Below are 24,021 nucleotides of genomic sequence, written 5' to 3' on the forward strand. Positions count from 1 at the left end.
GAGAGGCCGTCGCTTGGCGGTAGGATGCAAGGCGGGGGGAAGATAGATGAAGCTCGGTTTCGCAAGCGATCATGCGGGGTTCGACCTGAAGGAAAGGCTCAAGGCCTGGGCGCTGGAGCAGGGTCACGAGGTGGTGGATTTCGGCACGAACGGAATGGCCTCGGTGGATTACCCGGATTTCGCGCACCGGGCGGCGGAGGGCATGGATCAGTGGGAGCGCCTGGTGCTGGTCTGCGGATCCGGCATCGGCATCAGCATCGCGGCCAACCGCCATGCCGGCATCCGCTGCGCGCTGGTAACCTCCCCCGAGCACGCAGCACTGGCTCGACAGCACAATGACGCGAACGCCATCGCTTTCGGCCAGCGGCTGACGGATCCGCTCAAGGCAGAATCCTACCTCAAAACCTTTTTGGAAACACCCTTCGAAGGGGGACGCCACCAGGGGCGGGTCGACAAGATCGAATGGAAGGGCTCCTGCTGATGCGCCAGAACGAGGAATTGCGCCCTTTTGGCCTGGAGAAAGGCGTGCAGCTCCACGCCTCGGGCTCCTGCCTCATCAAGGTGGGCCGGACCCATGTCCTGTGCGCGGCCAACCTGGAGGACCGGGTGCCGGGCTGGATGAAGGGGAAGGGATCCGGCTGGCTCACGGCGGAATACGGCATGCTGCCCTCGGCCACCCACACGCGTTCGGACCGCGAGGCGGCCCGTGGCAAGCAGCAGGGCCGCACGGTGGAGATCCAGCGGCTCATCGGCCGCAGCCTGCGCCAGGCCGTGGATCTGGCGGCCCTGGGCGAGCGCACCCTCACGGTGGACTGTGATGTGCTGAACGCCGACGGGGGCACCCGCTGCGCGGCCATCACCGGCGCCTGGGTGGCCGTGGCCTTGGCGCTGCGCTCCCAGGGGCTGGAGGCGGCCCTGGTGCGCCAGGTGGCCGCCGTGAGCGCGGGCATCGTGGAAACCGGCGAAGGCCGCCGCGGCCTGGTGCTCGATCTGGAATATGAGGAAGACCACCTGGCCGCCGTGGACTGCAACCTGGTGGCCGCCCGGCCCGCGCTTGGGGGCGACCTCGAATTGGTGGAGCTGCAGGGCACCGGCGAAGGCCGCTCCTTCAGCCGCAGCGAGGCCACGGGCCTGCTGGACCTGGGCCTGGCCGGATGCGCGGCGCTCATGGAGGCTCAGCGGGCGGCCCTCGAATGAAATCCCTGCTGCTGGCGCTGGGACTGCCCGCCCTGTTGGCGGGACAGGGCGCGACGCCCCCCCACCCCGGCAGTATCCAGAAGGAGGAGACTCCCGCGCCCCGCCGCATCGACGTGGTGGTCCAGCCTGCGGACATGGTCTTCCGCTTCACGCCGCGGGTGAGCATCCCCGGCATGCCCCGCGTGGCCCTGGCCCTCAGCGGGGGCGGGGCCCGGGGCCTGGCCCACATCGGCGTGCTCCAGCAGCTGGAGGACGTGGGCTACCCCCTGGACAGCGTCACGGGCACCAGCGCTGGGGCCATGGTGGGCGCGCTCTACGCCAGCGGCTTCTCGGGCCATGAGATCGAGGACCTGTTCAGCCGCCTGGATCTGACGCGGGCTTTTCTGGAGCCCCTGTGGCGCAACCCGGGCGAGACGCTGGGCGAGCAGGAGGACCGCAACGACACCTTCCTCTCCATCGAGCGGCACGACGGCCACATCACGCTGGCCCAGGGGTTGAGAAGCGGCGTCGAGGTGCAGCACACGCTGCAGGGCCTCCTGGCCCGCGGCGCCTACTTCTCCGGGGGCGACTTCAACAAGCTGCAGCGCCCCCTGCGCGTGCTGGCGACCAACCTCGAAACGGGCCAGGGCCGTGTCTTCGGCAGCGGCGACCTGGTGGAGGCGGTGCGGGCCTCCATGTCCATCCCCGGCGGCTTCCGTCCCGTCGTCATCGAGGGCCAGCAGTACGTGGACGGCGCCCTGGTGGAGAACCTGCCGGTGCAGACGGCGAAGGAGGCCTTCCATCCGGACCTCGTCATCGCCGTCGACATCAGCGCGCCCCTGGAGAACCGCCCGGCGACGAGCATCCTCTCCGTGGCCGCCCGCAGCCTGGACCTGGTGGTGGAGCGGCGCCAGTGGGAAAGCCGCGCCGCGGCGGACTTCCTCATCCGCCCCGACATCCACGACGTGCCCTTCCTCGAATACGGATCCCAGGCCGCGAATCTCGTGCGGCAGGGCCGCGAAGCCTTCGAGGCTCGGCGCGACGCCATGAACGCCCTGCTCCGCAGCCGGCTCAGCGACGAGCGCCTGGATGTGACGCGGGTGGCCTTCGAAAGCCCCGGGGGCCTGAGTCCCGCCCTGGCGGGCCTCCTGGAGGAGACCCTGAAATCCAACGGGGTGGGGATCCGCGTGCAGGACGTGCAGATCCTGCTGCAGCAGGTGCTCGTGCACGGCCTCGCCCGAGAGGCCTTTGCCACGGTGGATCCGGACCGCGCGCTCACGATCCATCTGCGGGCCTATCCCGCGATTCAGGCGGTGGACATCGAGGCGCCGGAGGGCTGGCGAAAGGCCGTCGAGTCCGCGGTGGCCGAATCGATCCACCTGGGCGAACCCTTCAACCCCCAGGTGTTCGGCCGCATGATGGGCCACCTGGTCTACCGCTTCCTCATGGACGGCGGTCCCCTCGTGGATGCCCGCGGATCGGCCTTCGACGCGCAGACGGGCCGCCTGCGCATCTGCATCAAGGAGCCCCTCGTCACGCGGGTGGAGGCCCGCCTCGCCCCGGGGTCCACGGTGGACGGGGCCCACCTGATGCGTCTGCTGGGGCAGCTGAAGGATCGGCCCTTTCGCCCCGTGGAGCTCCAGCAGCGCGTCGCCCTGGCGGAGCACCGGCTGCACCTCGCGGAGCTGCGCTACCAGATCCGGCCCGACGGGCAGGAGGGCACGGCCATCACGCTCATCCCGGTCCCCCAGCAGCGCGAGCGCATGGACATCTCGCTGGGCTACGAGACCACCCTGGGCGGCCAGGTGGGCCTGGCCTACCGGGCCCTGAACCTGGGCTTCAAGGGCACCGAGGCGGAACTGAGCGCCGCGCGGAACCGCCTGCAGGAGGAAGCGGGCCTGGCCCTGCGCAGCCCCTTCGGGTTTTCCCCCGGAGCCGGGATCGAGGCCGTCGCCAATTATTGGGAGCAGCGCCTGGAGGTGGCCCTGCCCTGGAAGGCCCCCGAGCTGCCGGGCAATGGCATGGACGCCCGCATCAGCGCCTCGGACCTGATGGTGAAGACCTACTTCCGCTTCAGCAACCTGGGCACGGGCAAGGCGAGCCTCGACCTGGGCCGGCGCGATTCGGCCTTCCGCGAATCGGGCCAGCGCCTCACCCAGAGCCAGGACGCGGCCTTCCTTTCGGGCGAATGGGACAACTTCGACCGCTACACCCTGCCCCGCGACGGGTTGCTGCTGCGGGCCCGCTTCGGCATGGGCCGCACCCATGCCACGGGCGAACTGGCGGGGGGGACCTTCCAGCAGAGCTACTTCAGGGCCCGGGGCGTGAAGCCCCTGGGCGAGTTCTTCGGCGCGGACCTGGATCTGGAATGGGGCCAGGGCCACCGCCTGCCCCTGGACCGCTGGTGGGTGCTGGGCGGGCCCTCCTTCGTCATCGGCTCCCAGGCCGTGGGCTTCATGGCGCCGAATTTCGCGGCCCTGCGCTTCGGCCTGCCCCTGCGGCTCTACATGGGCCTGGGGCTCACGGTGGAGGTGGCGCCCCGCTTCGACGTGGCCTGGGTATCCCAGGACGCCTCGGCCCTCATGAAGTCCGAGGTCTCGCCGAGGGCCGAAGGAATGGGTCTCATGCTCCGCACGACCCTCTCCAATTTCTACGTGGAAGCCTCGTACGGCTTCCTGCGCCTCCGCACGCCCCAGGACAGCGGCCGCGCGGTGGGCAGTTTCAACATCCTCATCGGCACCCAGCCCTTCGACCTCTGGAAGCGGCATTGATGCTGTCCGGGGGTTCCTCGCTCCGCTGCGCTGCGCGAACACCCCTGGGCCCCCGCGCTCAGCCCGGCACAGCCGGGCCGAGCTTTCTCCTCTGGGAAGGCCCGGGGATCAGACGGCATTAGCGGATTTAGCGACCGGGAGGCAGGCTGTGACCCATTCCCTATGGGGCATCCCGGTCCCGCCTGATACTCTGGTTCGTTGGTATATCAACGTTCTTTGCTGAGGCTGCCATGCGCTACCTGCCCTCTTCCCCTGTCGAGGATCGAGCCCTCCTGGACACCATAGGCGTGCCGAACGCCGAGGCCCTGCTGGCCGGCATTCCCGAACCCCTGCGCCTGCGGCGGGAGCTGGACCTGCCCCCCACGGGATCCGAGCAGGAAGTCTTCGGGCAGATGCTGGACCTGGCCAACACCAACACGCGCTTCTGCGCCCAGTTCCTCGGCGCCGGCGCCTACGACCACTACGTCCCCTCGGCCATCGACGCGCTCTGCAGCCGCCAGGAGTGGTTCACGGCCTACACGCCCTACCAGCCCGAGATCAGCCAGGGCACCCTGCAGCACATCTTCGAGTACCAGACCCTCATCTGCGATCTGACGGGCCTCGAGGTCACCAACGCCAGCCTCTACGACGGCGGCACCTCCTGCGTGGAAGCGGCGCTCATGGCCGTGCGCGTGCAGAAGAAGCGCCACACGGTGCTCGTGAGCCGCGGCCTGCACCCGCTCTACCGCCAGGTGCTGGAGACCAACTTCGCGCCCCACGACGGCCTCAAGCTCGTCGAAGTGGGCCTGAAGGACGGCGTCACCGACATGGCCGACCTGCAGGCCAAGCTCAACGACGACGTGGCCGCCGTGATGGTGGGCTACCCCAACTTCCTCGGCGCGGCCGAGGATCTGACGGCCCTGGCCGGCCCCATCCACGCCGCCGGTGCCCTGCTGGTGAGCGTCACCCAGGAGGCCTTCGCCTTTGGCTGGTTCGAGGCCCCCGGCAAGGCCGGCGCCGACATGGCCTGCGGTGAGGCCATGAGCCTTGGCAACAAGCCCAACTTCGGCGGCCCCTTCCTCGGCTTCCTGGCCGTGAAGGACGCCCACAAGCGCGAGATCCCCGGCCGCGTCGTCGGTCAGACCAAGGATCTGGAGGGCCGCACGGGCTACGTGCTCACGCTCACCGCCCGCGAGCAGCACATCCGCCGCGACAAGGCCACCAGCAACATCTGCTCGAACCAGGGTCTCGTCGCCCTGCGCGCCAACATCTTCATGCAGCTCGCCGGGCCCGAGGGCCTGCGCGGCCTCGCCGAACAGAACGCCGCCAAGGCCCAGTACCTGCGGGCGCGCCTGCTGGAGCTGCCGGACATGGAAGCCGTGCCCGAGGTGCCCTTCTTCAACGAGTTCGTGCTGCGCTACAAGGGCGACTACGCCGCGCTGCAGGAGGCCTGCCTGAAGGAGAAGATGCTGCCGGGCCTCGACCTGGGCCGCTTCTACCCCGAATACAAAGGCTGCATCCTTTGGTGCGCCACCGAACTCCACACCCGCCAGACGATCGAAAGCCTCGTCGAGATCCTGGCCCGCGTCCCCGCCACCGTCTAGAGGATTCGACATGTTCCTTCGTCAGCGCGAACCCCTCTCCTTCGATCGTTCCGTCCCCGGCAAGCGGGGCATGGACCTGCCCAAGCTCGACGTCCCCGCAGCCAAGGACACCCGGCCCGCCCACCTCAAGCGCAGCGGCTTCGACGCCCTGCCCGAGCTGAGCGAGGTCGAGGTCATCCGCCACTTCACGCGCCTCTCCAAGTGGAACTACGGCGTGGATGACGGCATGTATCCGCTGGGCTCCTGCACCATGAAGCACAACCCCCGGCTCAACGAGAAGGTCGCGGGCCTGCGCGGCTTCACGGACAGCCACCCCATGGCGCCCGACGCCTTCGTCCAGGGCAACCTGGGCATGCTCTTCACCCTGCAGGAATGGCTGAAGGAGATCACGGGCCTGCCCGGCGTCACCCTGCAGCCCAGCGCCGGCGCCGCCGGCGAGCTGACGGGCGTCATGCTCATCCGCGCCTACCACCTGTCCAAGGGTGCCAAGCGCCGCGTCATCCTCATCCCGGACAGCGGCCACGGCACCAACCCCGCCACCGCCGCCATGGCCGGCTATGAAGTCGTCGAGCTGCCCTCCATGCCCGATGGCACCATCAGCTTCGACGACGTGACCGACCCCGTGAACGGCAAGGTGCGCAAGGGCCTGAAGACCCTCGTGAGCGAGCTGGGCAGCGAGATCGCCGGCGCCATGATCACCAATCCGAACACCATCGGCGTCTTCGAGTACCGATTCAAGGAGATCAGCGACCTGCTCCACAGCGTGGACGCCCTCGTCTACATGGACGGCGCCAACATGAACGCCCTCGTGGGTGTGGCCCGCCCCGGCGACTTCGGCGTGGATGTCATGCACCTGAACCTGCACAAGACCATGTCGACGCCCCACGGCGGCGGCGGCCCCGGCGCCGGCCCCGTCTGCTGCGCCGAGAAGCTCATCCCCTTCCTGCCCGTGCCCGTCATCCTGCGCGACACCGAGAAGGTGGGCGAGGGCGAGGTGCCCAGGCACACCTACCGCATGGAGTGGAACCGCCCCCAGAGCATCGGCAAGGTGCACAGCTTCTATGGCAACTTCGGCATCCTCGTGCGCGCGCTCACCTACTGCCTGAGCCACGGTGGCGACGGCCTGAAGACCGCCACCCTGCGCGCCATCGTGAACGCCAACTACATCCGCACCCGCCTGAAGGGCAGCTACGCCCTGCACATCGATTCGCCCAGCCTGCACGAAGTCGTCTTCAGCGACACCAACCAGGCCAAGCACGACGTGCACACGCTCGACATCGCCAAGCGCCTCATCGACCACGGCTACCACCCGCCCACGATCTACTTCCCCCTGATCGTGCCCGGCGCGCTCATGATCGAGCCCACGGAAAGCGAAGACAAGGGCGAGCTGGACGCCTTCTGCGACACCATGCTGCAGATCGCGAAGGAGGCCGAGGAGAATCCCGACCTGCTGCACCAGGCGCCCGTCCTGGCGCCCCTGCGCCGCATGGATGAGACGACGGCCGCGCGCAAGCCCATCCTGCGCTGGACGAAACAGCTCTAGATTCGGGCAGGCCTAAGCTCCGTTCCACGGCCTGAAGGGCCCCGCGAGGGGCCCTTCGCGCGTCAGCGGCGGTCGAAGCGCGGCGACATGACGAGCAGGGTCTGGGTGGAGGCGATGCCCGGTAGCCGGCCCACCTCGTCGCGGACCCGGTTCAGGTCCTCCACCCGATCCGCCTCCAGCTGCAGCACCAGGTCGATGTCTCCGCTCACGGAATCCGCCACGCGCACCTCGGGGATGGCCGCGGCTAGGCGCACGGCCCGATCGTGGCTGGGGCCGTCGCCCTTGATGAGCAGGAAGGCCCGCAGCCCCGGACGGGGGGCTTCCCCCAGCCGCAGGGTGTAGCCCAGGATCACGCCCTCGCGCTCCATGCGCTTGATGCGTTCCTGCACGGCGGAGCGGGACAGGCCCACGCGGGCGGCCAGGGCCACCTGGGTCAGCCGGGCGTCGGCGCCCAGTTCGGCGAGAATGCGGCGGTCGGAATCGTCCAGATTGGGGATGGGCATGGAGGCTCCGGATCCATGGGCGGTGTGAACGGGAGCACGCCTCGCGCGCGATCCCCGGAGGCATTCTGGCATTCCGCCGGGAAACCGGCACGTTGCCGGCTAGACCCCGGTGGCACGGCCACGAAACCTGGAGGACCTGGAGGCCCCATGCGTACATCGATCTGTTTCACCTTGCCCGCCCTCGTGCTGACCCTCTCGGCCCAGGAGGCGCCGGTGCCCGTCACGCCCGATCAGCAGAAGGCCGTGGTGGAGGCTCTGGCCAGGGAGCTGAAGGCCCGCTACGTGTTCCCCGAGGTGGCAGAGAAGACCGGCACCGCGCTGAAGGCCCGATTGGCCAAGGGGGCCTACCTGGGTGCGACGAGCGCCCAGGCCTTCGCGGAGGCGCTCGGGAAGGATCTGCGCGACCTGGGCCAGGATGGCCACTTCCGCGTGCGCTTCGATCCGGCCTTCCAGCCCATGGGCGACGATGACGACAGGCCGCCCACGCGCGAGGAGGTCGCCCAGATGCGTCTCGCCTCGCAGCGCCGCGCCTTCGGCATCGCCAAGGTGGAACAGCTGCAAGGCAATGTGGGCTACCTCGACGTCCGCGGGTTCGGGCCCACGGAATTCGTCGGTCCGGCCCTCTCCTCGGCCCTGCAGATTTTGTCGGGCACGGAGGCGCTGATCCTCGACCTGCGCCAGAACGGCGGCGGCGAGCCGGAGAGCGTGGCCTACCTCGTGAGCCATTTCTTCGAGGAGGGCGACAGCCGCCACCTCAACTCCATCTACAACCGCCCGAAGAACACGACGCGCCAGTACTGGACCAGCCCCACGGTCGCGCCCCGCTACACGAAACCGGTCTACGTCCTCACCTCGGCCCGCACCTTCTCCGGCGGCGAGGAATGCGCCTACGATTTCCAGACGCAGAAGCGCGCGACGCTGGTGGGCGAAACGACCGGTGGCGGCGCGAACCCCGGTGGGGCCGTGCTGCTGGCCCACGGGTTTTTCGCCTTCATCCCCACGGGTCGCGCCATCAACCCGGTGACGAACACCAACTGGGAGCACGTGGGCGTGAAGCCCGACGTGGCCGCACCGGCCGCGGAGGCCCTGAAAGTGGCCCACGTGGCGATCCTCAGGGCCATGCTGGACACCGAGAAGGATCCTGGCGCTCGGAAGCGGATGGAGGCCACCCTCGCCCGGGTGGAGAAGGGCGAGCCTGAGCCTCCGCGCTATACGCGCTAGGTTGCCATCCGCCTGAATCTGAGGCCGGAGGGTAAAAAGATTCACAGTCCCGCCGGGCCGAGCCGATGCTAGGGGTCTAAGTTCCCCGCCACCCCGCCTGCTCACAGGATTCGGATCGTGCCCTACCTTCGCCAGCGCTCCATTGGGGCCCAGGTCCGGATGGCCCTGGGGCTGCTCGCGCTCCTCATGTCGCTGGGCTCGGTGGGACTGCTCATCCTCGCCCGGCGGGCCTCCCAGCGGGCCAACGAGATCTACCAGGACCATCTGCATCCCATGCTGCAGCTCATGGAAGTCTCCGAAGCCTACTCGGTGGACATCACCATGGCGATGCGCGGCGTGCGGGCGGGGCGCATCGCCCCCGAGGCGGGGCTGCGGATCCTCCAGGACAGCGAAGCCCGGGCCCGGGTGGCCTGGGACGCCTACAAGGCGCACCGGGGCGGGGAGGAGGCCCTCCGGGTGGCCGAGGAGGATCTGGTCCGCCTGCATGCGCTTGAGGCGCGGCTGAAGGACTTGATGCCCCAGGCTTCGGGCGCTGTGCTGGGCACCTTCGGCGACAACGAGTGGATGCCCGAGGTCTCGACCTTTTCGAGGGCGTTACAGAACCTGAGGAGTGAGGAGGATCGCCGAGCCCGGGTCATGATCCGGGAACTGGAACTCAGCGCCCAGCGCACGCTGGCGATGGGCGTGGTCATGATCTCGCTCACGTTCCTGCTGGCGCTCGGGCTCGGATGGCGCTTCGCCACGCACCTGCGACAGGGTGTGGCGAGCCTGGTGGCGCGCCTGCGCCAGGTGGCCGATGGGGATCTGGATCCCGTGCCCGAGGAACCAGGCGAAGGCGAACTGGCGATCGCCGAGCGGGAGCTCAACCGCACGGTCGCCCGCCTCCGGCAGCTCCTGCTGGACCTTCACGCCCAGAAGGCCCTGGAGCGCGCCATTCTCGACGGAGCCCGCGCGGCCATCATCGGGCTCGATCTGGAAGGCCGGGTGAGCCGCTGGAACCGTGCCGCGGAGCTCATGACGGGCTACACGGCGGAGGAGGTGCTGGGCAAGGCCACGCCGCTCCTCTGGCGTCTGCCCGATGAGCTGGACGTGCTCGCGAGGGAGGTGAGCGAAAGGCTGGGCCGCACCATCACGTCGCGGGTCGAGGCCCTGCAGGCGGCCTCGGACATTCCGGGCTTCGCCACCGAATGCCACTACCGACACAAGGACGGCTCCCTCGTCCCCGTGCTGCTGTCCATCTCCCGGGTGCGCGGCCTGGATGGCGATCTGCTGGGCACCATGGGCGTGGCCCTCGACATGCGCGACATCGAGCGCCTGAAGGCGGCCCTGAAGGCCAGCGAGGCGCGCTACCGGCGCCTGGCGGAACACCTGCCGGGCGTCGTCTACCAGACCCAGATCTGGCCGGACGGCCGCCGCGCCTGGCCCTTCATCGGCCCGCAGTTCAGCGAGCTCTACGGCGCGGACAAGCAGGCCTGGGAGGAGGATCCCGGCTACGTCATCGGCAAGCTCCATCCCGAGGATCGCGCCGAATACCAGCGTCTTCACCAGGAGGCGACGCGGAACCTGACGCCGCTGAGCTGGACGGGACGCACCTTCACGAGCCGGCCCGGCGAGATGAAGTGGATCCGCGCCCGCAGCAACCCCACGCCCCAGGCCGACGGCAGCATCCTGTGGGACGGCCTGATGGAGGACGTGACCGAGCTGAAGCGGGCGGAGGAGGCCCTGAAGCAGAGCGAGGCCCGGGCCCAGGAGGCTTCCAAGGCCAAGAGCGCCTTTCTCGCCAGCATGAGCCACGAGCTGCGCACGCCCCTGTCGGCCATCCTCGGTTACTCGCGGCTCATGGCCCGGGAACCGCTGCGCAGCGAGGAGGACCGCGTCCAGCTGGAGCACGTGCTGAGGGCCGGCGAGCACCTGCTGGCGCTCATCAACGACGTGCTCTCGCTGTCGAAGATCGAGGCCGGCAAGATGGAGCTGCGCCGCGTGCCCTTCGACCCATCGGTGCTTGTGAACGAGCTGGACTCGCTGTTCCGCCTGACGGCCCTGAGCAAAGGACTGGCCTTCGCGGTCGAGGCGAAGGGCCTGCCGCCGCAGGTGGAAGGCGATCCCGCCAAGCTGCGCCAGGTGCTGGTGAACCTGCTGGGCAACGCCTTGAAGTTCACGACCCACGGCATGGTGCGCCTTCAGATCGAGTGGTCCGACGAGGTCTTCGCGGCCTCGGTGGAAGACACGGGGGCGGGCATTTCCGAGGCCGAGCAGGCCCAGCTCTTCGGCGCCTTCAATCAGACCTCCCAGGGCCACGCCGCGGGCGGCACGGGTCTCGGCCTGCACATCAGCCAGGCCCTCGTGGCCATCATGGGCGGGGGCATCGGCGTGTCCTCCGTGCCGGGGCAGGGTTCCCGCTTCTACTTCGACATCCCCCTACCCGTGCCCGAGGTGCCGGCCCTGCTGTCCACCCAGGGGCGCGTCCTGCAGGTGGCCGAAGGCGGGCCCCAGCGCCACATCCTCGTGGTGGACGACCGGCCCGAGAACCGCGACATTCTGGATCGCCTGTTGAGGATGGTCGGCTTCCGCTGCAGCCTCGCCGAGCACGGGCGGGCCGGTCTGGAGCAGTGGCGGGAGGGCCGCCCAGACCTCGTCCTCATGGACCTGCGCATGCCCGAGATGGACGGCTTCGAGGCGGTGGCGCGGATGCGCCAGAGCGAAGCGAACCTCGGCATCGCGCGCACGCCGGTGATCGCCATCAGCGCCAGCGTCTACGACGTCAGCCGCGAGGACCTGATCCAGCGGGGCTTCGACGCCTTCCTCACCAAGCCCATCGAGGAAGAGCAGCTGTTCGCGGCGCTCGAAGCGCACCTGGGCCTGCGCTTCGAGCGCGAAGCCGACACCCTTCCGGCCCCGGGCACGGTCGGGCTGGAAGCGCTGGCGAGGCAGGATCCCGACTGGCGCAGCCGCTTCCAGGAGGAAGTCGCCGTCGGGGATCTGGAGGCCGCCGAAGCCCTGCTGGTGGAAGTGCCGGATCAGGCCCTGGTGCAGGCGCTTCGGCAGCGTTTGCGCGCCTATAATCTGGAAGACATCCTCCAACATCTGAACTGAGGCTCCACCTTCTGAACAGAGGCTCCCATGCTCGTGCCGCCGGCTGACATCCTCCTGGTGGATGACAACCCCACCAACCTCGATGTGCTCGCGAGGGTGCTCAAGCGCCAGAACCACCGCGTGCGGACGGTGACCAGCGGAGCCATGGCCCTCGAAGCCATGCGCCGCCAGCCGCCTGAAGTGGTGCTCATGGATGTGGCCATGCCCGAGATGGATGGCTACGACACCTGCCTGGCCATGGGCCAGGACGCGAACCTGAGCCTGATCCCCGTGATCTTCATCAGCGCCATGGACAGCCCCCTGGACAAGGTGAAGGCCTTCCAGAGCGGCGGCCGGGATTACGTGACCAAGCCCTTCTCGTCGGACGAAGTGCTCGCCCGCGTGGAGCACCAGGTGACGCTTCGGCGCATGCAGAAGCACCTCGAGCAGCAGAACCAGTCGCTGCTGGACGCCAACCTGAAGCTCAAGGAGATCCACGTCCTGAAGGCCAACTTCACGGCCATGCTCGTGCACGACCTGCGCTCGCCGCTCACGGGGGTGGGCCTGGTGCTCGATGCGCTGAAGGAGGGCCAGGCCATCCGGCCCAGCACGCTGGACCAGGCCCTCGCCAGCTTCGGCCGCGTCCAGACCCTGCTGGAGGAGATGCTGGACCTTCACCGCAGCGAGCACGGCCAGCTGCCCATCGAGGCGGTGCCCTTCGAGCCGGTGCCCTGGCTCGAAAGCGTGGCGGACCACTTCCAGGTGCGGGCCCACGACGCGGGCATCCTCCTGCAGACCCAGTGGCCGGAGACGCTGCCCATGATCACCGGGGACCGCAGCAAGCTGGACCGCGTGCTGCACAACCTGCTGGGGAACGCCATCAAGTTCACGCCGCGGGGCGGCGCCGTGAAGCTGGAGGCGGGCATGGAATTCGGCTCGGGGGTGGAGGCCGGTCTGCGCTTCCTGCGCCTGGGCATCATCGATACGGGGCGCGGCATTCCTGCAGACCAGCTGCCCTTCATCTTCGACCCCTTCCGTCAGGCCGAGCCCGGCGACGCCCAGCGGGGCTTCGGTCTGGGCCTGGCCATCGTCCAGCGCCTCGTGGCGGCCCACCAGGGCCAGATCCGCGCCCAGAGCCAGCCCGGCTTCGGCACGAGTTTCACCGTGCTGCTGCCGCTTTGAGGGGTCAAAGGAAGGGATTCTAAATCCCGCCTGCAGGGCCCAAAATGAAGGATTAACTGGAGCTTCCATGCGAATCCTTCCTGCCTTGATGCTCGGCGCCCCGCTGGTCGCCCAGATGGCCGCCCCCGTGCAGGAGCGCGCGGACCGCTTCCTGAGCCTGGTGAACTCGGGCTACCAGGCCCTGACCTACGTGCAGCAGCAGGCCTCCTGGCTCGCGTCGACCGACGTGAAGCCCGAGCACGATGCCGGCGCCGAGTGGGCGGGCAAGGCCTACGCCGCCTTCAACGGCAGCCCGGCCCTCATCACCGAAGCCCGCGAGCTGCTGACGCACCGCAAGGAACTGAAAGAGATCACCGTGCGCCAGCTGGAGCGGGTGCTGCTGAACGCCGCCGAGGGTCCCATGACCAAGCCCGAGCTGGTGGCCGCGCGGGTGGCCGCGGAGACGGCCCAGGCCAGCACCATGAACGGGTTCACCTGGAAGTTGGACGGCAAGCCCATCACGGCGAACCAGATCGACGACATCCTCGGCAAGAGCAACAACCTGGAGGAGCGCCGGAAGGTGTGGGAGGCCTCCAAGGAGAACGGTCCTGCCCTGAAGGACGGCCTGCTCAAGCTGCGGGACCTGCGTAACGGCTGCGCCCAGGCCCTGGGCTACCACGACTACTTCGAGCTGCAGGTGGCCAAGTACGGGCTCACCACCGACGAGATGCTCGCCTTCAATCGCAAGTTCATGGCCGAACTGAGGCCCCTCTACCTGCAGCTGCACACCTGGGTGAAGTACGAGATGGCGAAGAAGTACGGCCAGCCCGTGCCCAAGGCCATCCCGGCCCACTGGATCAACAACCGCTGGAGCCAGAACTGGACCGGTTTCGTCAACGCCGTGGACTTCGACCCCTACTTCAAGGGCTGGCAGCCCGAGCGCATCGTGAAGACCGCCGAAGCCTTCTACACCGGCCTGGGCTTCGATCCGCTGCCCGCCTCCTTCTGGGTCAAGTCGGACCTCTACCCCGTGCCCGCGGGCGGCACGCGCAAGAAGAACAGCCACGCCTCCTGCTGGCACCTGGATCTGGGAACCGACATCCGCTCGCTCATGAGCGTCGAGCCCAACATGGAGTGGTTCGAGACCACCCATCACGAACTGGGCCACGGCTACTACTTCATGAGCTACACCAATCCCAATGTGCCGCCCCTCCTGCGCGATGGCGCCAACCCGAGCTTCCACGAGGGCGTGGGCGAGCTCATCGCCCTGGCCACCCGCCAAATTCCCTACCTCAAGGGCGCTGGCGTCCTGCCCGCGGACTACAAGGTCGACGAGATGCAGGTGCTGCTCAACGACGCGCTGGAAGTCGCCATCCCCTTCATGTTCTGGTCCTGCGGAACCATGCCCGAGTGGGAATCCGAGTTCTACGCCAAGGGCATGCCCGCCGATCAGATGAACGCCCGCTGGTGGAAGCAGGTGCACGACCTGCAGGGTGTGGAGCCCCCCAGCCCGCGCGGCGAGCAGTTCTGCGATGCCCCCACCAAGACTCACATCAACGATACGCCCGCCTACTACTACAGCTACGGCTGGGCGACGGTCTTCAAGTTCCAGATGCATGATCACATCGCGAAGAAGATCCTCCACCAGGATCCCCACGCCACCAATTACGCCGGCCACAAGGAAGTGGGCGATTTCCTCAAGAAGGTGCTGTCCAAGGGCGCCACGGAGGACTGGCGCAAGGTGCTGAAGGACGCCACGGGCGAGGACCTCTCCACCCGCGCCATGATGGACTACTTCAAGCCCCTGATGGCCTGGCTGGAAAAGCAGAACAAGGGCCGCCAGATCGGCTGGTAGGGATTCACCACGGAGACACGGAGGACACTGAGAAAAACACGGAGGGCAAACCCTGATGAAATTCCTCTCCGTGCTTTCCCTCCGTGAACTCCGTACCTCCGTGGTGGAGGATGTTTAAGGAACCCATGAACGACGCAATCCATCAGTCCAGGGTCCTCAAGGCCCTCACGAAGGACCGGCACATCCGCCTCTCCTCGCTGGACGCCAGTCCCCTGTGGGATGGCGTCCGGCGCGGGCATCCGCACCTCGATCCGGACGCCTGTGCCTGCCTCACGGAACTGCTCTCGGCCACGGCCCTCCTCCAGGGCCGCACAGTCTTCGCGGAACGCCTGCAGCTGCTCGTGAAGGGCTCGGGCCGGGCCAAGGCCGTGGTGGCCGATAGCTGGCCGGATGGCACCATCCGCGGCGTGCTGGACCTCGGCGACCCGGGCGCCCAGGACTGGATCGCCGCGCCGGGCCTGCTGCAGGTCATGCGCTCCAACGTCGCGGGCCAGCCCTACATCGGGAACCTCGAACTGGTGGAGGGCGGCATCCAGGTGCAGGTGGAGCACTACCTGCAAAGCTCAGAGCAGATCCAGGCGAGCCTCACCCTCTGGTGTGATCCGGGCACCGGTGAAGCCGGCGGCCTGCTGGTGGAGCCCCTGCCCGACTGCCCGCCCGCCCGCCTGGCGCGGCTGGTGCAGGCCATCGAAGGTCTCGAAGTGGTGCCCTACTGGGAGCGTACGGCGGAATTCCTCGCCGCCTGGGTGGCCCAGGGTGAAGGCACGGACGACCTGGTGGCCACGGACCTCTACTACCGCTGCCGCTGCACCCGCGAAGCGCTGCTGGAAACGCTGCGCCGCTTCTCCGAAGCGCAGAAGGCGGACCTTTTCCAGGACGAGGGGCCGCTGGAAGTGCGCTGCGACTACTGCGGCACGCGCTACCCCATCAGCCGCGCGGACCTGCTGACGGGAGAAGCCTGATGGCCGCCCGCGTGGCCATCGCGGAGCGTGGGCGCCCCCTAGGTTCGCCCTTTTCCGTCTGGCTGCATTTCCGCCTGATCCCCTTCCTCGGGGCGGGCCTGTCCAAGCTCTGGTCGTACACGCTGCGCGTGCGCCGCGAGGGGTTCGAAGCGGTCGAAGATCTCGCCGCCCGCGACGAGCGCTTCATCCTCAGCTTCTGGCACCGGCGGCTCTTCATGATGCCCCTGGCCTACCCCTTTCTCCGCAAGGGCCGGGGTGTGGCCATTCTCTCCAGCGACAGCCGGGATGGCGAGCGCAGCGCCGCCACCTGGCGCTGGTTCGGCATCCACGCCGTGCGCGGCACCGCCAGCGACGACGGTGCCAAGGCCCTCGTGCGCATGATCCAGGCCGTGAAGCAGGGCTGGGATTTCGGCATCACGCCCGACGGCCCCCGCGGCCCTCTCATGGAGCTGAAGCCCGGCGTCACGGCCCTCGCACGCAAGACCGGCGCCTGGATCGTGCCCGTCACCCTGGCCTTCGACCGGCAGTTCGAACTGCGAACCTGGGACCGCATGGTAATCCCCTTGCCGTTTGCGACATGCACCATCCGCTACGGTCAGCCCTACCGGCTGGAGCCCAAGGCTGACGACAACGCCGAAGGCGCGCGGTTGCAGCGGGCGATGGATGAGCTTGAAACCTGGGCTGTGAGCATGTCTGAAGGTGCGGTATGAGCTGGTTTGGCCGCCACCCCAATCTGGGCGATTTCCAGCGGGATGCGTGGGGAAAGGCTTTGGAGCGATTCTCTTCCGACCTCAACTTCAGCGTAGAAAGTTGGATTCCCGAAGGGCTTGTGCTGCTTGATCTGGATGGCACCGAGATCGGGCGCCACTTGGGCCCAGAGATCTCCCAATTCCCCGTTTGGGGAGACCGGCGGCCCGTGGGAATGGCCGTGGAAGGCTTGGTCATTCCGTACGATTCGGAAGGTTCCGGCTCGAACCTTTCACCACTTCAGATCTCTTGGGGACGCATTCAACCTGCGTTTGATGAAGTTCACTTCAGTCTTACGGCTGATGTGATCGTCACAATACGCTTGAGTGAAGAGGCAGCGACAGCCGTTCGGGCGCGTCTTGAGGCACATCATGGCTGAACTCGCGGTCGTCTCCCTATCCGGCGGCATGGACTCCTGCGTCACGGCCGCCATCGCGAAGGCCGAAGGCTACGAATTGGCCCTGCTCCACGCGGACTACGGCCAGCGCACTCAAACGCGCGAACGGCAGGCCTTCCGCGACATTGCGGATTTCTACGGCGTGCCCGAAGGGCGCCGGCTCATCATCGGCTTCGACACGTTGAAGGCCATTGGCGGCTCGGCGCTCACGGACACCTCCATCGCGCTGCCCGAGGGCGAACTGGACAAGCCTGGCGTGCCCGTGAGCTACGTGCCCTTCCGCAACGCACATCTGCTGGCCACCTGCGTGAGCTGGGCCGAGGTACTTGGGGCCTCGGCCATCTTCGTGGGCTTCGTCGAGGAGGACAGCAGCGGCTACCCGGACTGCCGCGAGGCCTTCCTCCGCAGCTTCGAGCAGACCGCCAACCTCGGTACCAAGCCCGAGACACGACTGGCCTTCCACGCGCCCCTCATCCATCTGCGCAAGTCCGAGATCGTGCGCAGGGGCCGCGACCTGGGCGCCCCCCTGCACCTCAGCTGGTCATGCTACCAGGGCGAGCTTGAAGCCTGCGGCCACTGCGACAGCTGCCACCTGCGCCTGCGCGGCTTCCAGGAGGCGGGTTTTCCCGATCCCATCCCGTACGCGTTCATTCCTGAGCATCTGAAAACCGCCAACCGCGGAGAATGCTGAGAGCGCGGAGGAATGCATGCCGAATTCAGGCCTGTCCTTGGATGAACTGAGTGAAAGGCTCATCGGAGCCTGCATCGAGGTTCATCGGCACCTCGGGCCCGGATTGTTGGAGTCGGCCTACGAGGAATGCCTTTGTTACGAACTTGGATGGAATTCAGCGTCTGGTTCTGGATCATCCTGAATAATGTTCCTCTGCGTTCTCCGCGTTCTCTGCGGTGAATCCACCCTACGGATTTGACATGGCCACCAAGAAGACCCCCAAAGCCTCCCTCCCCGATCAGCTGCCGAAGTTCGTCGTGACGCGCCCCACGGGCAAGCTCGATACGTTCACGAGCCCGCGGCCCGGGCGGCCCTTCACGATCACCTTCGAGACGGAGGAGTTCACCTGCCTCTGCCCGCTCACGGGCCAGCCGGACTTCGCCAAGCTGCGCATCCTCTACCAGCCCGATCAGCTCTGCGTCGAATCGAAGTCGCTCAAGCTCTACCTCTGGAGCTTCCGCGACCAGGGCGCCTTCCACGAAGCCGTCACCAACCAGATCCTCGACGACCTCGTGAAGGCCACCCAGCCACAGTGGATGCGCGTCGAAGGTGACTTCCTCATCCGCGGCGGCATCCGCACCCTGGTGGTGGCCGAACACGGGAAAAAGCAATGAAACCGCGGATGGCGCGAATTTTCGCGAAGGCGGGGTTTCCATTCGCGCCCATTCGCGTTCATTCGCGGTTCCCATGAAGGCCGTCGTCGCGCTGGGCTCGAACCTCGGCGATCGCCGTGCACACCTGGACGCGGGGCTCGCGGCCCTGCGCAGCCTGGGGGCGGTGCTGCCTTCGCCGTTGGTGATGGAGACGCCGGATGAATCGGGATGCGGACCCGCCTACCTCAACACGGTGGCGATCCTCGTGACGGAGGAGGCGGATCCGCGGCGCCTGCTGGAGGCCCTGCTGCGCCTGGAACTGGCGGAGGGACGTGACCGCCAGGCGGGCCGGAACGCCCCGCGCACGCTGGACCTGGACCTCATCACGACGGACGGCGCGCCCGGCCACTGGACCTGGGAAACGCCCGAAGACCTACGCCTCCTGGGGCCCGAACTGAGCCTGGAGCTGCCCCACCCCAGGGCCTTCAGCCGTCCCTTCGTCCTGGAACCCTGGCGAGTGCTGTCCGATCCGGGGGAATGCGGGGGCGTGATTCCGGGGAAATGATTCACCACGGAGGCACGGGAATCACGGAGTCATTCACGGAGAGTCCCATTTTTGAACGATTTCTCCGTGTGGCTTCTCAGTGTCCTCAGTGCCTCCGTGGTGAAAGCTTTTACTTCGTCCAGCGTTCGCACCAGCTCAGCACGGTCTCGTACCAGAGCTTGCTGTTCTGCGGCTTGGCGACGAAGTGGCATTCGTCGGGGAAGTAGAGCAGCTGGCTGGGGATGCCGCGCACCTGCAGGGTGTTGTAGAGCTGGAAGGCTTCGGTGACGGGCACGCGGTAGTCCAGTTCGCCGTGGATGACGAGCATGGGCTTGGTCATGCCGGCGATGCCGGTGGTGGGACTCTGGGACTGCCAGCGGGCCTTGGTCTCGGCGCTCTCCCAGGGCCAGCCCTTGAACTCCCAGTGGGGGAACCAGAGCTCCTCGGTGCCCAGCTGCATGGATTCGGTGTTGAAGATGCTGGCGTGGGTGACGAAGGCGGCGAAGCGGTCGGCGTAGTGGCCCGAGATCCAGTTCACGGCGTAGCCGCCATAGCTGCCGCCGGCGGCGACGACGCGCTTGGGATCGGCGTTGGGGAACTGCTTGAGCACGGCGTCCAGCGTGTTCATGAGGTCGGTCATGACGGCGCCGTTCCAGTCGCCGCTGATGGCGTCGCAGTAGGCCTGGCCGAAGCCCGTCGACCCGCGGGGGTTGGGCAGCACGGTGATGAAGCCGCGGCTGGCCCAGGCCTGGGCGTTCCAGCGGGGATGCCAGGCGTCGGCCCAGTCGCCCTGGGGGCCGCCGTGGATCACGAAGGCCACGGGGTAGCGCTTGGCGGGGTCATAGCCCACGGGCTTGACGATGAAGGCGTGGGTCTTCGTGGGCTTACCATCCACGGGCAGGGTGTCCACCCAGAGGTCCTCGCCCTTGTTGAGGCCCAGCTCCTTGGCGAGCGCCTCGTTGTGGTGCGAAGCGCGGGCCGTCTGGCCGGTCTTGAGGTCCAGCGAGTAGAGGTCGGTCGGCGTCGTCAGGCTGGTGGAGACCAGCACGACCTGATCCTTGGAGGCGGTGAAGCCTTCGATGTGCAGGTTGGTGCTGAGGCGCTGCACGGTCTGGCCGTCCCAGCGGAAGAGGTCCGCGTGGCCCTGGCGCTCGCTGACGCCCAGCAGATCGGAACCCTGCCACTGGAAGTCGCCGAAGCCCAGGTCGAAGGCCTGGGTGCTGCGCACGATCTCTCCGCTGGCGCGGTCCATGACCCAGAGCTCCCACTTGTCGGCCTCGAAGCCGGGCCGGCGCTGGGCGCGCCAGGCCAGGTACTTGCCGTCCGGCGAGTAGCGAGGCGTGTTGTCCATGGCCGGGTTGTTGGAGACCTTCTTGGCGGCGCCGCCGGCGAGGGGCACTTCGTAGATCTCGCCGTTGGTGCTGGTGGCCTTGGTCTGCTCGGGGGCCGACTCGAAGGCCAGGGCCTTGCTGTCCGGGGCCCAGGCGTACCCGTCGCCCGCCGACACCCCGGCGTAGTTGGGCACGTCCGTTGTGAAGCCCGCGGTCAGGTCGCGCGGCGCGGCGCTGCCGTCGCTGGGCACGACGAAGAGGTGGCTCACCTGCTGGGCATCCTTCCACTCGTTCCAGTGGCGGTAGCTCAGCGTGTTGAAAAGGCGACCCGAAACCTTGGATTCCTCCTTGGCCTTGAGGTAGGCGGCGTTCTCGGCGTCATTGCCGCTGGGCACGGTGGTGCTGAGGAAGGCGATCCACTTGCCGTCGGGGCTCCAGGTCTGGCCTTCGGCGCTGCCGCTCAGTTTCGTGAGCTGCTTCTTCTCCTTGGTGGCGAGGTTGAGGATCCACACCTGGCCGCCGGACTGGTAGGCCAGCTTCTTGCCGTCGGGGCTGAAGCGGGGCCGGGACTGGCTGCCGGTGCCGAGATCCAGCTCCTTGGCTCCGCCGGAAGCGGCCTTGAACCAGATCCGATTCACGCTCTTGTTGGCCGCGAAATCCACGCTGCCCACCTGGTAGGCCAGGGCACCCGTGGAGGCGATCTGCGGATCGGCGACCTTCTTGACCTTGAAGAGGTCGTCTACCTGCATCGGGCGCGAGGCTAGAAGGGCCAGGGAGGCCGTGAAGAGAAGGGCGGTGCGCATGGGAACTCCGGGAACAGACGCGGTGGTGGGCTTGGCTCGGACACCGCGTGGGGATGCAGGAGGGAGGACGCAGAAGGCGCGAGGCGTCGAGACGGTCCCCTCGGTCAGGTCAGTATTCGGAAAGGAGGTACCGCGCGATCACGGTGCGCTGGATCTCGCTGGTGCCTTCGCCGATGGTGCAGAGCTTCACGTCCCGGTAGTACTTCTCCACCGGGTAGTCCTTGATGTAGCCGTAGCCGCCGAGGATCTGCACGGCCTGATCGGCGACCCGGCAGGCGACCTCGGAGCTGTAGAGCTTGGCCATGCTGGCGGCCTTGGCGTAGGGCAGGCCTGCATCCTTCAGTCCCGCGGCGCGGTAGATGAGCAGGCGCGCGGCCTCGATCTCCATGCCCATATCCGCCAGCTTGAACTGGATGCCCTGGTGGTCGGCGAGGGGGTGTCCGAAGGTGTGGCGGATCTTGCTGTAGCGCACGGCCTCTTCGAAGGCGCCCTGGGCCATTCCGAGGCCCAGGGCCCCGATGCTGATGCGGCCGCCGTCCAGGGTGCGCATGGCCTGCTTGAAGCCGACGCCGTCCTCTCCCAGCAGGTTGGCCTCGGGCACCTTCACGTCCTCCATGATGAGCTCGGAGGTGTCGCTGGCGCGCAGGCCCAGCTTGTTCTCCTGCTTGCCCGGGCGGAAGCCGTTCATGCCCTTCTCCAGCACGAAGGCGCTGATGCCATCGGCATTGCTGTGCCCGAATTCAGGCGGTCGCGTGCGGGCCATGACGACGAAGATGTCGCCGTAGGTGCCGTGGGTGATGAAGGTCTTGGTGCCGTTCAGGATGTAGTGGGAACCTTCCTTCTTGGCGGTGGTGCGCAGGGAACCCGCGTCACTGCCCGATCCCGGCTCGGTGAGGCCCCAGGCACCGAGGGCCTTGCCGCTGGCCAGGGGCTTGAGGTAGGCCTGCTTCTGCCGTTCGTCGCCCATGGTGTAGATGTGGTTGCTGCAGAGGCTGTTGTGGGCGGCCACGGTGATGCCCACGGAGCCATCCACCCGGGAGAGCTCTTCGACGACGACGGCGTATTCGGCGTAGCCCATGCCCGCGCCCCCGTATTCCTCGGGAAAGATGACGCCCATCATGCCCATCTCGCCGAGCTGCTTGACCACCTCGAAGGGGAAGCTCTTGGCCTCGTCCCAGGCCATGACGTGGGGGCGGATCTCCTTTTCGGCGAACTTTCGCACCTCAAGGCGCAGGGCTTCGACGTGCTCGGGGAGGGTGACGTCCATGGAAGCCTCGCGGAGAGGACGGCCTAGAGGGTGGTCCCGACCGTCGCGGATGCGCTACGGGAGAGGAGCTGCTTCTTCTGCAGGAGGGTTTCGGCCTCGGGCATGACTTCGAGGGCCTTGAGGATGAAGGGATCCTTCTCGCACTGGATCTTAAAGCCGGCCTCGATGCCGTAGGCGACGTTCTGCATCTCGATGGAGATCTGCTCCTGGATGAGGTCGCGATTGGCCTCCCAGTCCTTGTCCGTGATGGGCGGCAGCTTCTGTTCCAGGGCCCAGCTGCGGAAGCGGCCCAGGATGACGTCGTCGGCGTGCTGGCCGGGCTTGATGCCGAAGTGCTCCTTCTCGTGGACGGCGAAGCGGAAGAAGGCCGAGTGCTGGAAGCGGAAGCTGATCATGAACTCGTTCGGCTTGATGAAGGGCATGGCGTAGTCGGGGTTGATGCCGCCGCCGCCGTAGACCGTGCGGTTGAGGTCGGTCTTGAAGGCCGGGCCCTGGGGCTTGGCGTCCTTCTCGTCCTCGGGATTGTAGTAGTCGTCCAGGCCGTGGGTGTAGTCGCGCTGGATGCTGCGGCCCGAAGGCGTGTAGTAGCGGGCGGTGGTGAGCGCCAGGCCGCGGGAGCGGTTGATGGTGAGCACGCTCTGCACGAGGCCCTTGCCCCAGCTGGTCTGGCCGAGGACGAGTCCGCGGTCGTGATCCTGGATGGCGCCGGTGACGATCTCGCTGGCGCTGGCCGATCCGCGGTTGATGAGGATGACGAGGGGGAAGGGATCGAGCTGGGCGCCCTTGCTCGTGCGGGTCTGGTTCTCGTCGCGCCCGTCGCGGCCCTTCTGGCTGACGATGAGCTGGTCGGGGCCCAGCAGCTGGCGGCAGATGCCGATGGCCGCGTCGAGCACGCCGCCGCCGTTGTTGCGCAGGTCGAGGATGAGCTGCTTCATGCCCTGCTTCTTCAGCGTGGTGACGGCCTTCTCGAATTCCTCGGAGGTGGTCTCGCCGAAATCCTTGATGAGGATGAAACCCGTCGTGGGGTTCAGCATGAAGCTGTAGTAGACGCTGTTGGTGGGCACTTCGGCCCGGGCGATGGAGAAGTGCAGCAGCTCGGCGATGCCCGCGCGCTGAATGGCGAGCTCGACCAGGGTGCCCTTCTCGCCGCGCAGCTTCTGAAGCGCGCCGTTGGAGGTCATGCCCTCGGTGCTGGTGCCATCGATCTCCTTGATGATGTCGCCGGAGCGCACGCCCTGATGTTCGGCGGGGCCGCCCTTCATGGGGCTGATGATGGCGATGCCCTGGTCGTGCTGCTGGATGATGGCGCCGATGCCGTAGAAGGAACCCTTCTGCTCCTCGCGCAGCAGCCTGAATTCGCTTTCATCCATGTAGTTCGAATGGGGGTCGAGGGTGTGCAGCATGCCCTGGATGGTGGCGTGGGTCAGCTGCCGGGGCGCGGGGGGCTCGGGGCTCTGCTTCTGCACCAGGTCCATGATCTCGGTCAGGGTGTCGAGGCTGCGCTGGCGGGAAGTCTCACCGCCCGAGCGGGCCAGCAGGGGACCCGCCACGGCCACCGTGGCCGCCATCATCATCCACATCCAATTGCGCTTGATAAAACGGGCCATGAGGCTCCTGGGGAGAGTCCTCCCAGGATACGCCCGAGCCGTTCCGAGGGCGAATGCTGGTTCCCGGAGGGTGCCTGGGGGAAGACTTGGAACCGCGAATGTCGCGAATGAACGCGAATAAGAATGCGTAAAAGCACGTGTTTAGATCACGGCTC

At 67.5% G+C, this 24,021-nt stretch carries 19 protein-coding genes and 1 pseudogene; 16 read left to right on the top strand and 4 right to left on the bottom strand.

Annotated features, from left to right (window positions below):
• Nucleotides 1–46: 46 nt before the first annotated feature.
• The 5 genes from rpiB (at nt 47) to gcvPB (ending at nt 7,073) form a co-directional block, all read left to right on the top strand.
• Nucleotides 47–481, top strand: coding sequence for a ribose 5-phosphate isomerase B (gene rpiB, locus QSJ34_RS09400; RefSeq protein ID WP_285574319.1), 435 nt, complete (start codon nt 47–49; stop codon nt 479–481).
• Entirely contained in the window at nt 481–1,197 is a 717-nt protein-coding gene (gene rph, locus QSJ34_RS09405; protein ID WP_285574321.1) for a ribonuclease PH, read from the top strand. Before rpiB ends, rph begins: the two co-directional genes overlap by 1 nt.
• Complete coding sequence (locus QSJ34_RS09410) at nt 1,194–3,947, top strand: patatin-like phospholipase family protein (protein ID WP_285574323.1); 2,754 nt, start codon at nt 1,194–1,196, stop codon at nt 3,945–3,947. The genes rph and QSJ34_RS09410 overlap by 4 nt, the downstream gene beginning before the upstream one ends.
• A 230-nt stretch (nt 3,948–4,177) precedes the next feature.
• Nucleotides 4,178–5,530, top strand: coding sequence for an aminomethyl-transferring glycine dehydrogenase subunit GcvPA (gene gcvPA, locus QSJ34_RS09415; RefSeq protein ID WP_285574325.1), 1,353 nt, complete (start codon nt 4,178–4,180; stop codon nt 5,528–5,530).
• 10 nt (nt 5,531–5,540) lie between these two features.
• Nucleotides 5,541–7,073, top strand: a complete 1,533-nt coding sequence (gcvPB, locus tag QSJ34_RS09420; protein WP_285574327.1) for an aminomethyl-transferring glycine dehydrogenase subunit GcvPB — start codon at nt 5,541–5,543, stop codon at nt 7,071–7,073.
• A 62-nt stretch (nt 7,074–7,135) separates the two neighbouring features.
• Here the strand turns inward: gcvPB and QSJ34_RS09425 are convergent, their stop codons facing one another.
• The gene (locus tag QSJ34_RS09425) at nt 7,136–7,576 is read right to left on the bottom strand and encodes an Lrp/AsnC family transcriptional regulator (protein WP_285574329.1); all 441 of its coding nucleotides are present in this window, start codon (nt 7,574–7,576) and stop codon (nt 7,136–7,138) included.
• Between the two features lie 147 nt (nt 7,577–7,723).
• On the opposite strand from QSJ34_RS09425, the gene QSJ34_RS09430 reads away from it, so the two are divergent.
• The 11 genes and pseudogenes from QSJ34_RS09430 to folK all read left to right on the top strand — a co-directional run bounded on the left by QSJ34_RS09430 (nt 7,724) and on the right by folK (nt 18,879).
• Nucleotides 7,724–8,797 carry a S41 family peptidase gene (locus QSJ34_RS09430; RefSeq protein ID WP_285574331.1) on the top strand — a complete coding sequence of 358 codons (1,074 nt, stop codon included), beginning with the start codon at nt 7,724–7,726 and terminating at the stop codon, nt 8,795–8,797.
• Between the two features lie 117 nt (nt 8,798–8,914).
• Nucleotides 8,915–11,890, top strand: coding sequence for a response regulator (locus QSJ34_RS09435; RefSeq protein WP_285574334.1), 2,976 nt, complete (start codon nt 8,915–8,917; stop codon nt 11,888–11,890).
• 27 nt (nt 11,891–11,917) lie between these two features.
• Nucleotides 11,918–13,051 (top strand): hybrid sensor histidine kinase/response regulator, encoded by a 1,134-nt coding sequence (locus QSJ34_RS09440; RefSeq protein ID WP_285574338.1) that lies wholly within the window; start codon nt 11,918–11,920, stop codon nt 13,049–13,051.
• Between the two features lie 67 nt (nt 13,052–13,118).
• Nucleotides 13,119–14,885 carry a M2 family metallopeptidase gene (locus tag QSJ34_RS09445; protein WP_285574341.1) on the top strand — a complete coding sequence of 589 codons (1,767 nt, stop codon included), beginning with the start codon at nt 13,119–13,121 and terminating at the stop codon, nt 14,883–14,885.
• A 125-nt stretch (nt 14,886–15,010) separates the two neighbouring features.
• Complete coding sequence (locus QSJ34_RS09450; protein ID WP_285574343.1) at nt 15,011–15,847, top strand: Hsp33 family molecular chaperone HslO; 837 nt, start codon at nt 15,011–15,013, stop codon at nt 15,845–15,847.
• Complete coding sequence (locus tag QSJ34_RS09455; RefSeq protein WP_285574345.1) at nt 15,847–16,557, top strand: lysophospholipid acyltransferase family protein; 711 nt, start codon at nt 15,847–15,849, stop codon at nt 16,555–16,557. The genes QSJ34_RS09450 and QSJ34_RS09455 overlap by 1 nt, the downstream gene beginning before the upstream one ends.
• On the top strand, nt 16,554–16,973 hold the full coding sequence (locus QSJ34_RS09460; protein ID WP_285574347.1) for a hypothetical protein: 420 nt from the start codon (nt 16,554–16,556) through the stop codon (nt 16,971–16,973). The genes QSJ34_RS09455 and QSJ34_RS09460 overlap by 4 nt, the downstream gene beginning before the upstream one ends.
• Nucleotides 16,966–17,682, top strand: coding sequence for a 7-cyano-7-deazaguanine synthase QueC (gene queC / locus QSJ34_RS09465; RefSeq protein ID WP_285574350.1), 717 nt, complete (start codon nt 16,966–16,968; stop codon nt 17,680–17,682). The genes QSJ34_RS09460 and queC overlap by 8 nt, the downstream gene beginning before the upstream one ends.
• Before the next feature lie 16 nt (nt 17,683–17,698).
• A pseudogene (locus tag QSJ34_RS09470) lies at nt 17,699–17,827 on the top strand (GxxExxY protein); the annotation flags it as partial.
• A gap of 94 nt (nt 17,828–17,921) precedes the next feature.
• The gene (gene queF / locus QSJ34_RS09475; protein WP_285574354.1) at nt 17,922–18,335 is read left to right on the top strand and encodes a preQ(1) synthase; all 414 of its coding nucleotides are present in this window, start codon (nt 17,922–17,924) and stop codon (nt 18,333–18,335) included.
• 73 nt (nt 18,336–18,408) lie between these two features.
• Complete coding sequence (gene folK / locus QSJ34_RS09480) at nt 18,409–18,879, top strand: 2-amino-4-hydroxy-6-hydroxymethyldihydropteridine diphosphokinase (RefSeq protein WP_285574356.1); 471 nt, start codon at nt 18,409–18,411, stop codon at nt 18,877–18,879.
• A 109-nt stretch (nt 18,880–18,988) separates the two neighbouring features.
• Here the strand turns inward: folK and QSJ34_RS09485 are convergent, their stop codons facing one another.
• The 3 genes from QSJ34_RS09485 to QSJ34_RS09495 form a co-directional block, all read right to left on the bottom strand.
• Nucleotides 18,989–20,992, bottom strand: coding sequence for a S9 family peptidase (locus QSJ34_RS09485; RefSeq protein WP_285574358.1), 2,004 nt, complete (start codon nt 20,990–20,992; stop codon nt 18,989–18,991).
• 109 nt (nt 20,993–21,101) lie between these two features.
• On the bottom strand, nt 21,102–22,259 hold the full coding sequence (locus QSJ34_RS09490) for an acyl-CoA dehydrogenase family protein (protein WP_285574362.1): 1,158 nt from the start codon (nt 22,257–22,259) through the stop codon (nt 21,102–21,104).
• Nucleotides 22,260–22,282: 23 nt separating this feature from the next.
• Nucleotides 22,283–23,866, bottom strand: coding sequence for a S41 family peptidase (locus QSJ34_RS09495; RefSeq protein ID WP_285574364.1), 1,584 nt, complete (start codon nt 23,864–23,866; stop codon nt 22,283–22,285).
• Between the last annotated feature and the right edge of the window lie 155 nt (nt 23,867–24,021).

This window comes from Geothrix limicola (genome assembly GCF_030268085.1).
GTDB lineage: Bacteria > Acidobacteriota > Holophagae > Holophagales > Holophagaceae > Geothrix > Geothrix limicola.

Excerpts from the sequence above, each read along its gene's own strand:
- QSJ34_RS09440 (WP_285574338.1), top strand. The coding sequence starts at position 11,918 with ATGCTCGTGCCGCCGGCTGACATCCTCCTGGTGGATGACAACCCCACC.
- rph (WP_285574321.1), top strand. The coding sequence starts at position 481 with ATGCGCCAGAACGAGGAATTGCGCCCTTTTGGCCTGGAGAAAGGCGTG.
- QSJ34_RS09495 (WP_285574364.1), bottom strand. The coding sequence starts at position 23,866 with ATGGCCCGTTTTATCAAGCGCAATTGGATGTGGATGATGATGGCGGCC.
- gcvPB (WP_285574327.1), top strand. The coding sequence starts at position 5,541 with ATGTTCCTTCGTCAGCGCGAACCCCTCTCCTTCGATCGTTCCGTCCCC.
- QSJ34_RS09490 (WP_285574362.1), bottom strand. The coding sequence starts at position 22,259 with ATGGACGTCACCCTCCCCGAGCACGTCGAAGCCCTGCGCCTTGAGGTG.
- QSJ34_RS09410 (WP_285574323.1), top strand. The coding sequence starts at position 1,194 with ATGAAATCCCTGCTGCTGGCGCTGGGACTGCCCGCCCTGTTGGCGGGA.
- QSJ34_RS09430 (WP_285574331.1), top strand. The coding sequence starts at position 7,724 with ATGCGTACATCGATCTGTTTCACCTTGCCCGCCCTCGTGCTGACCCTC.
- gcvPA (WP_285574325.1), top strand. The coding sequence starts at position 4,178 with ATGCGCTACCTGCCCTCTTCCCCTGTCGAGGATCGAGCCCTCCTGGAC.
- QSJ34_RS09485 (WP_285574358.1), bottom strand. The coding sequence starts at position 20,992 with ATGCGCACCGCCCTTCTCTTCACGGCCTCCCTGGCCCTTCTAGCCTCG.
- queF (WP_285574354.1), top strand. The coding sequence starts at position 17,922 with ATGGCCACCAAGAAGACCCCCAAAGCCTCCCTCCCCGATCAGCTGCCG.
- QSJ34_RS09455 (WP_285574345.1), top strand. The coding sequence starts at position 15,847 with ATGGCCGCCCGCGTGGCCATCGCGGAGCGTGGGCGCCCCCTAGGTTCG.
- QSJ34_RS09450 (WP_285574343.1), top strand. The coding sequence starts at position 15,011 with ATGAACGACGCAATCCATCAGTCCAGGGTCCTCAAGGCCCTCACGAAG.
- QSJ34_RS09460 (WP_285574347.1), top strand. The coding sequence starts at position 16,554 with ATGAGCTGGTTTGGCCGCCACCCCAATCTGGGCGATTTCCAGCGGGAT.
- rpiB (WP_285574319.1), top strand. The coding sequence starts at position 47 with ATGAAGCTCGGTTTCGCAAGCGATCATGCGGGGTTCGACCTGAAGGAA.
- folK (WP_285574356.1), top strand. The coding sequence starts at position 18,409 with ATGAAGGCCGTCGTCGCGCTGGGCTCGAACCTCGGCGATCGCCGTGCA.
- QSJ34_RS09445 (WP_285574341.1), top strand. The coding sequence starts at position 13,119 with ATGCGAATCCTTCCTGCCTTGATGCTCGGCGCCCCGCTGGTCGCCCAG.
- queC (WP_285574350.1), top strand. The coding sequence starts at position 16,966 with ATGGCTGAACTCGCGGTCGTCTCCCTATCCGGCGGCATGGACTCCTGC.
- QSJ34_RS09425 (WP_285574329.1), bottom strand. The coding sequence starts at position 7,576 with ATGCCCATCCCCAATCTGGACGATTCCGACCGCCGCATTCTCGCCGAA.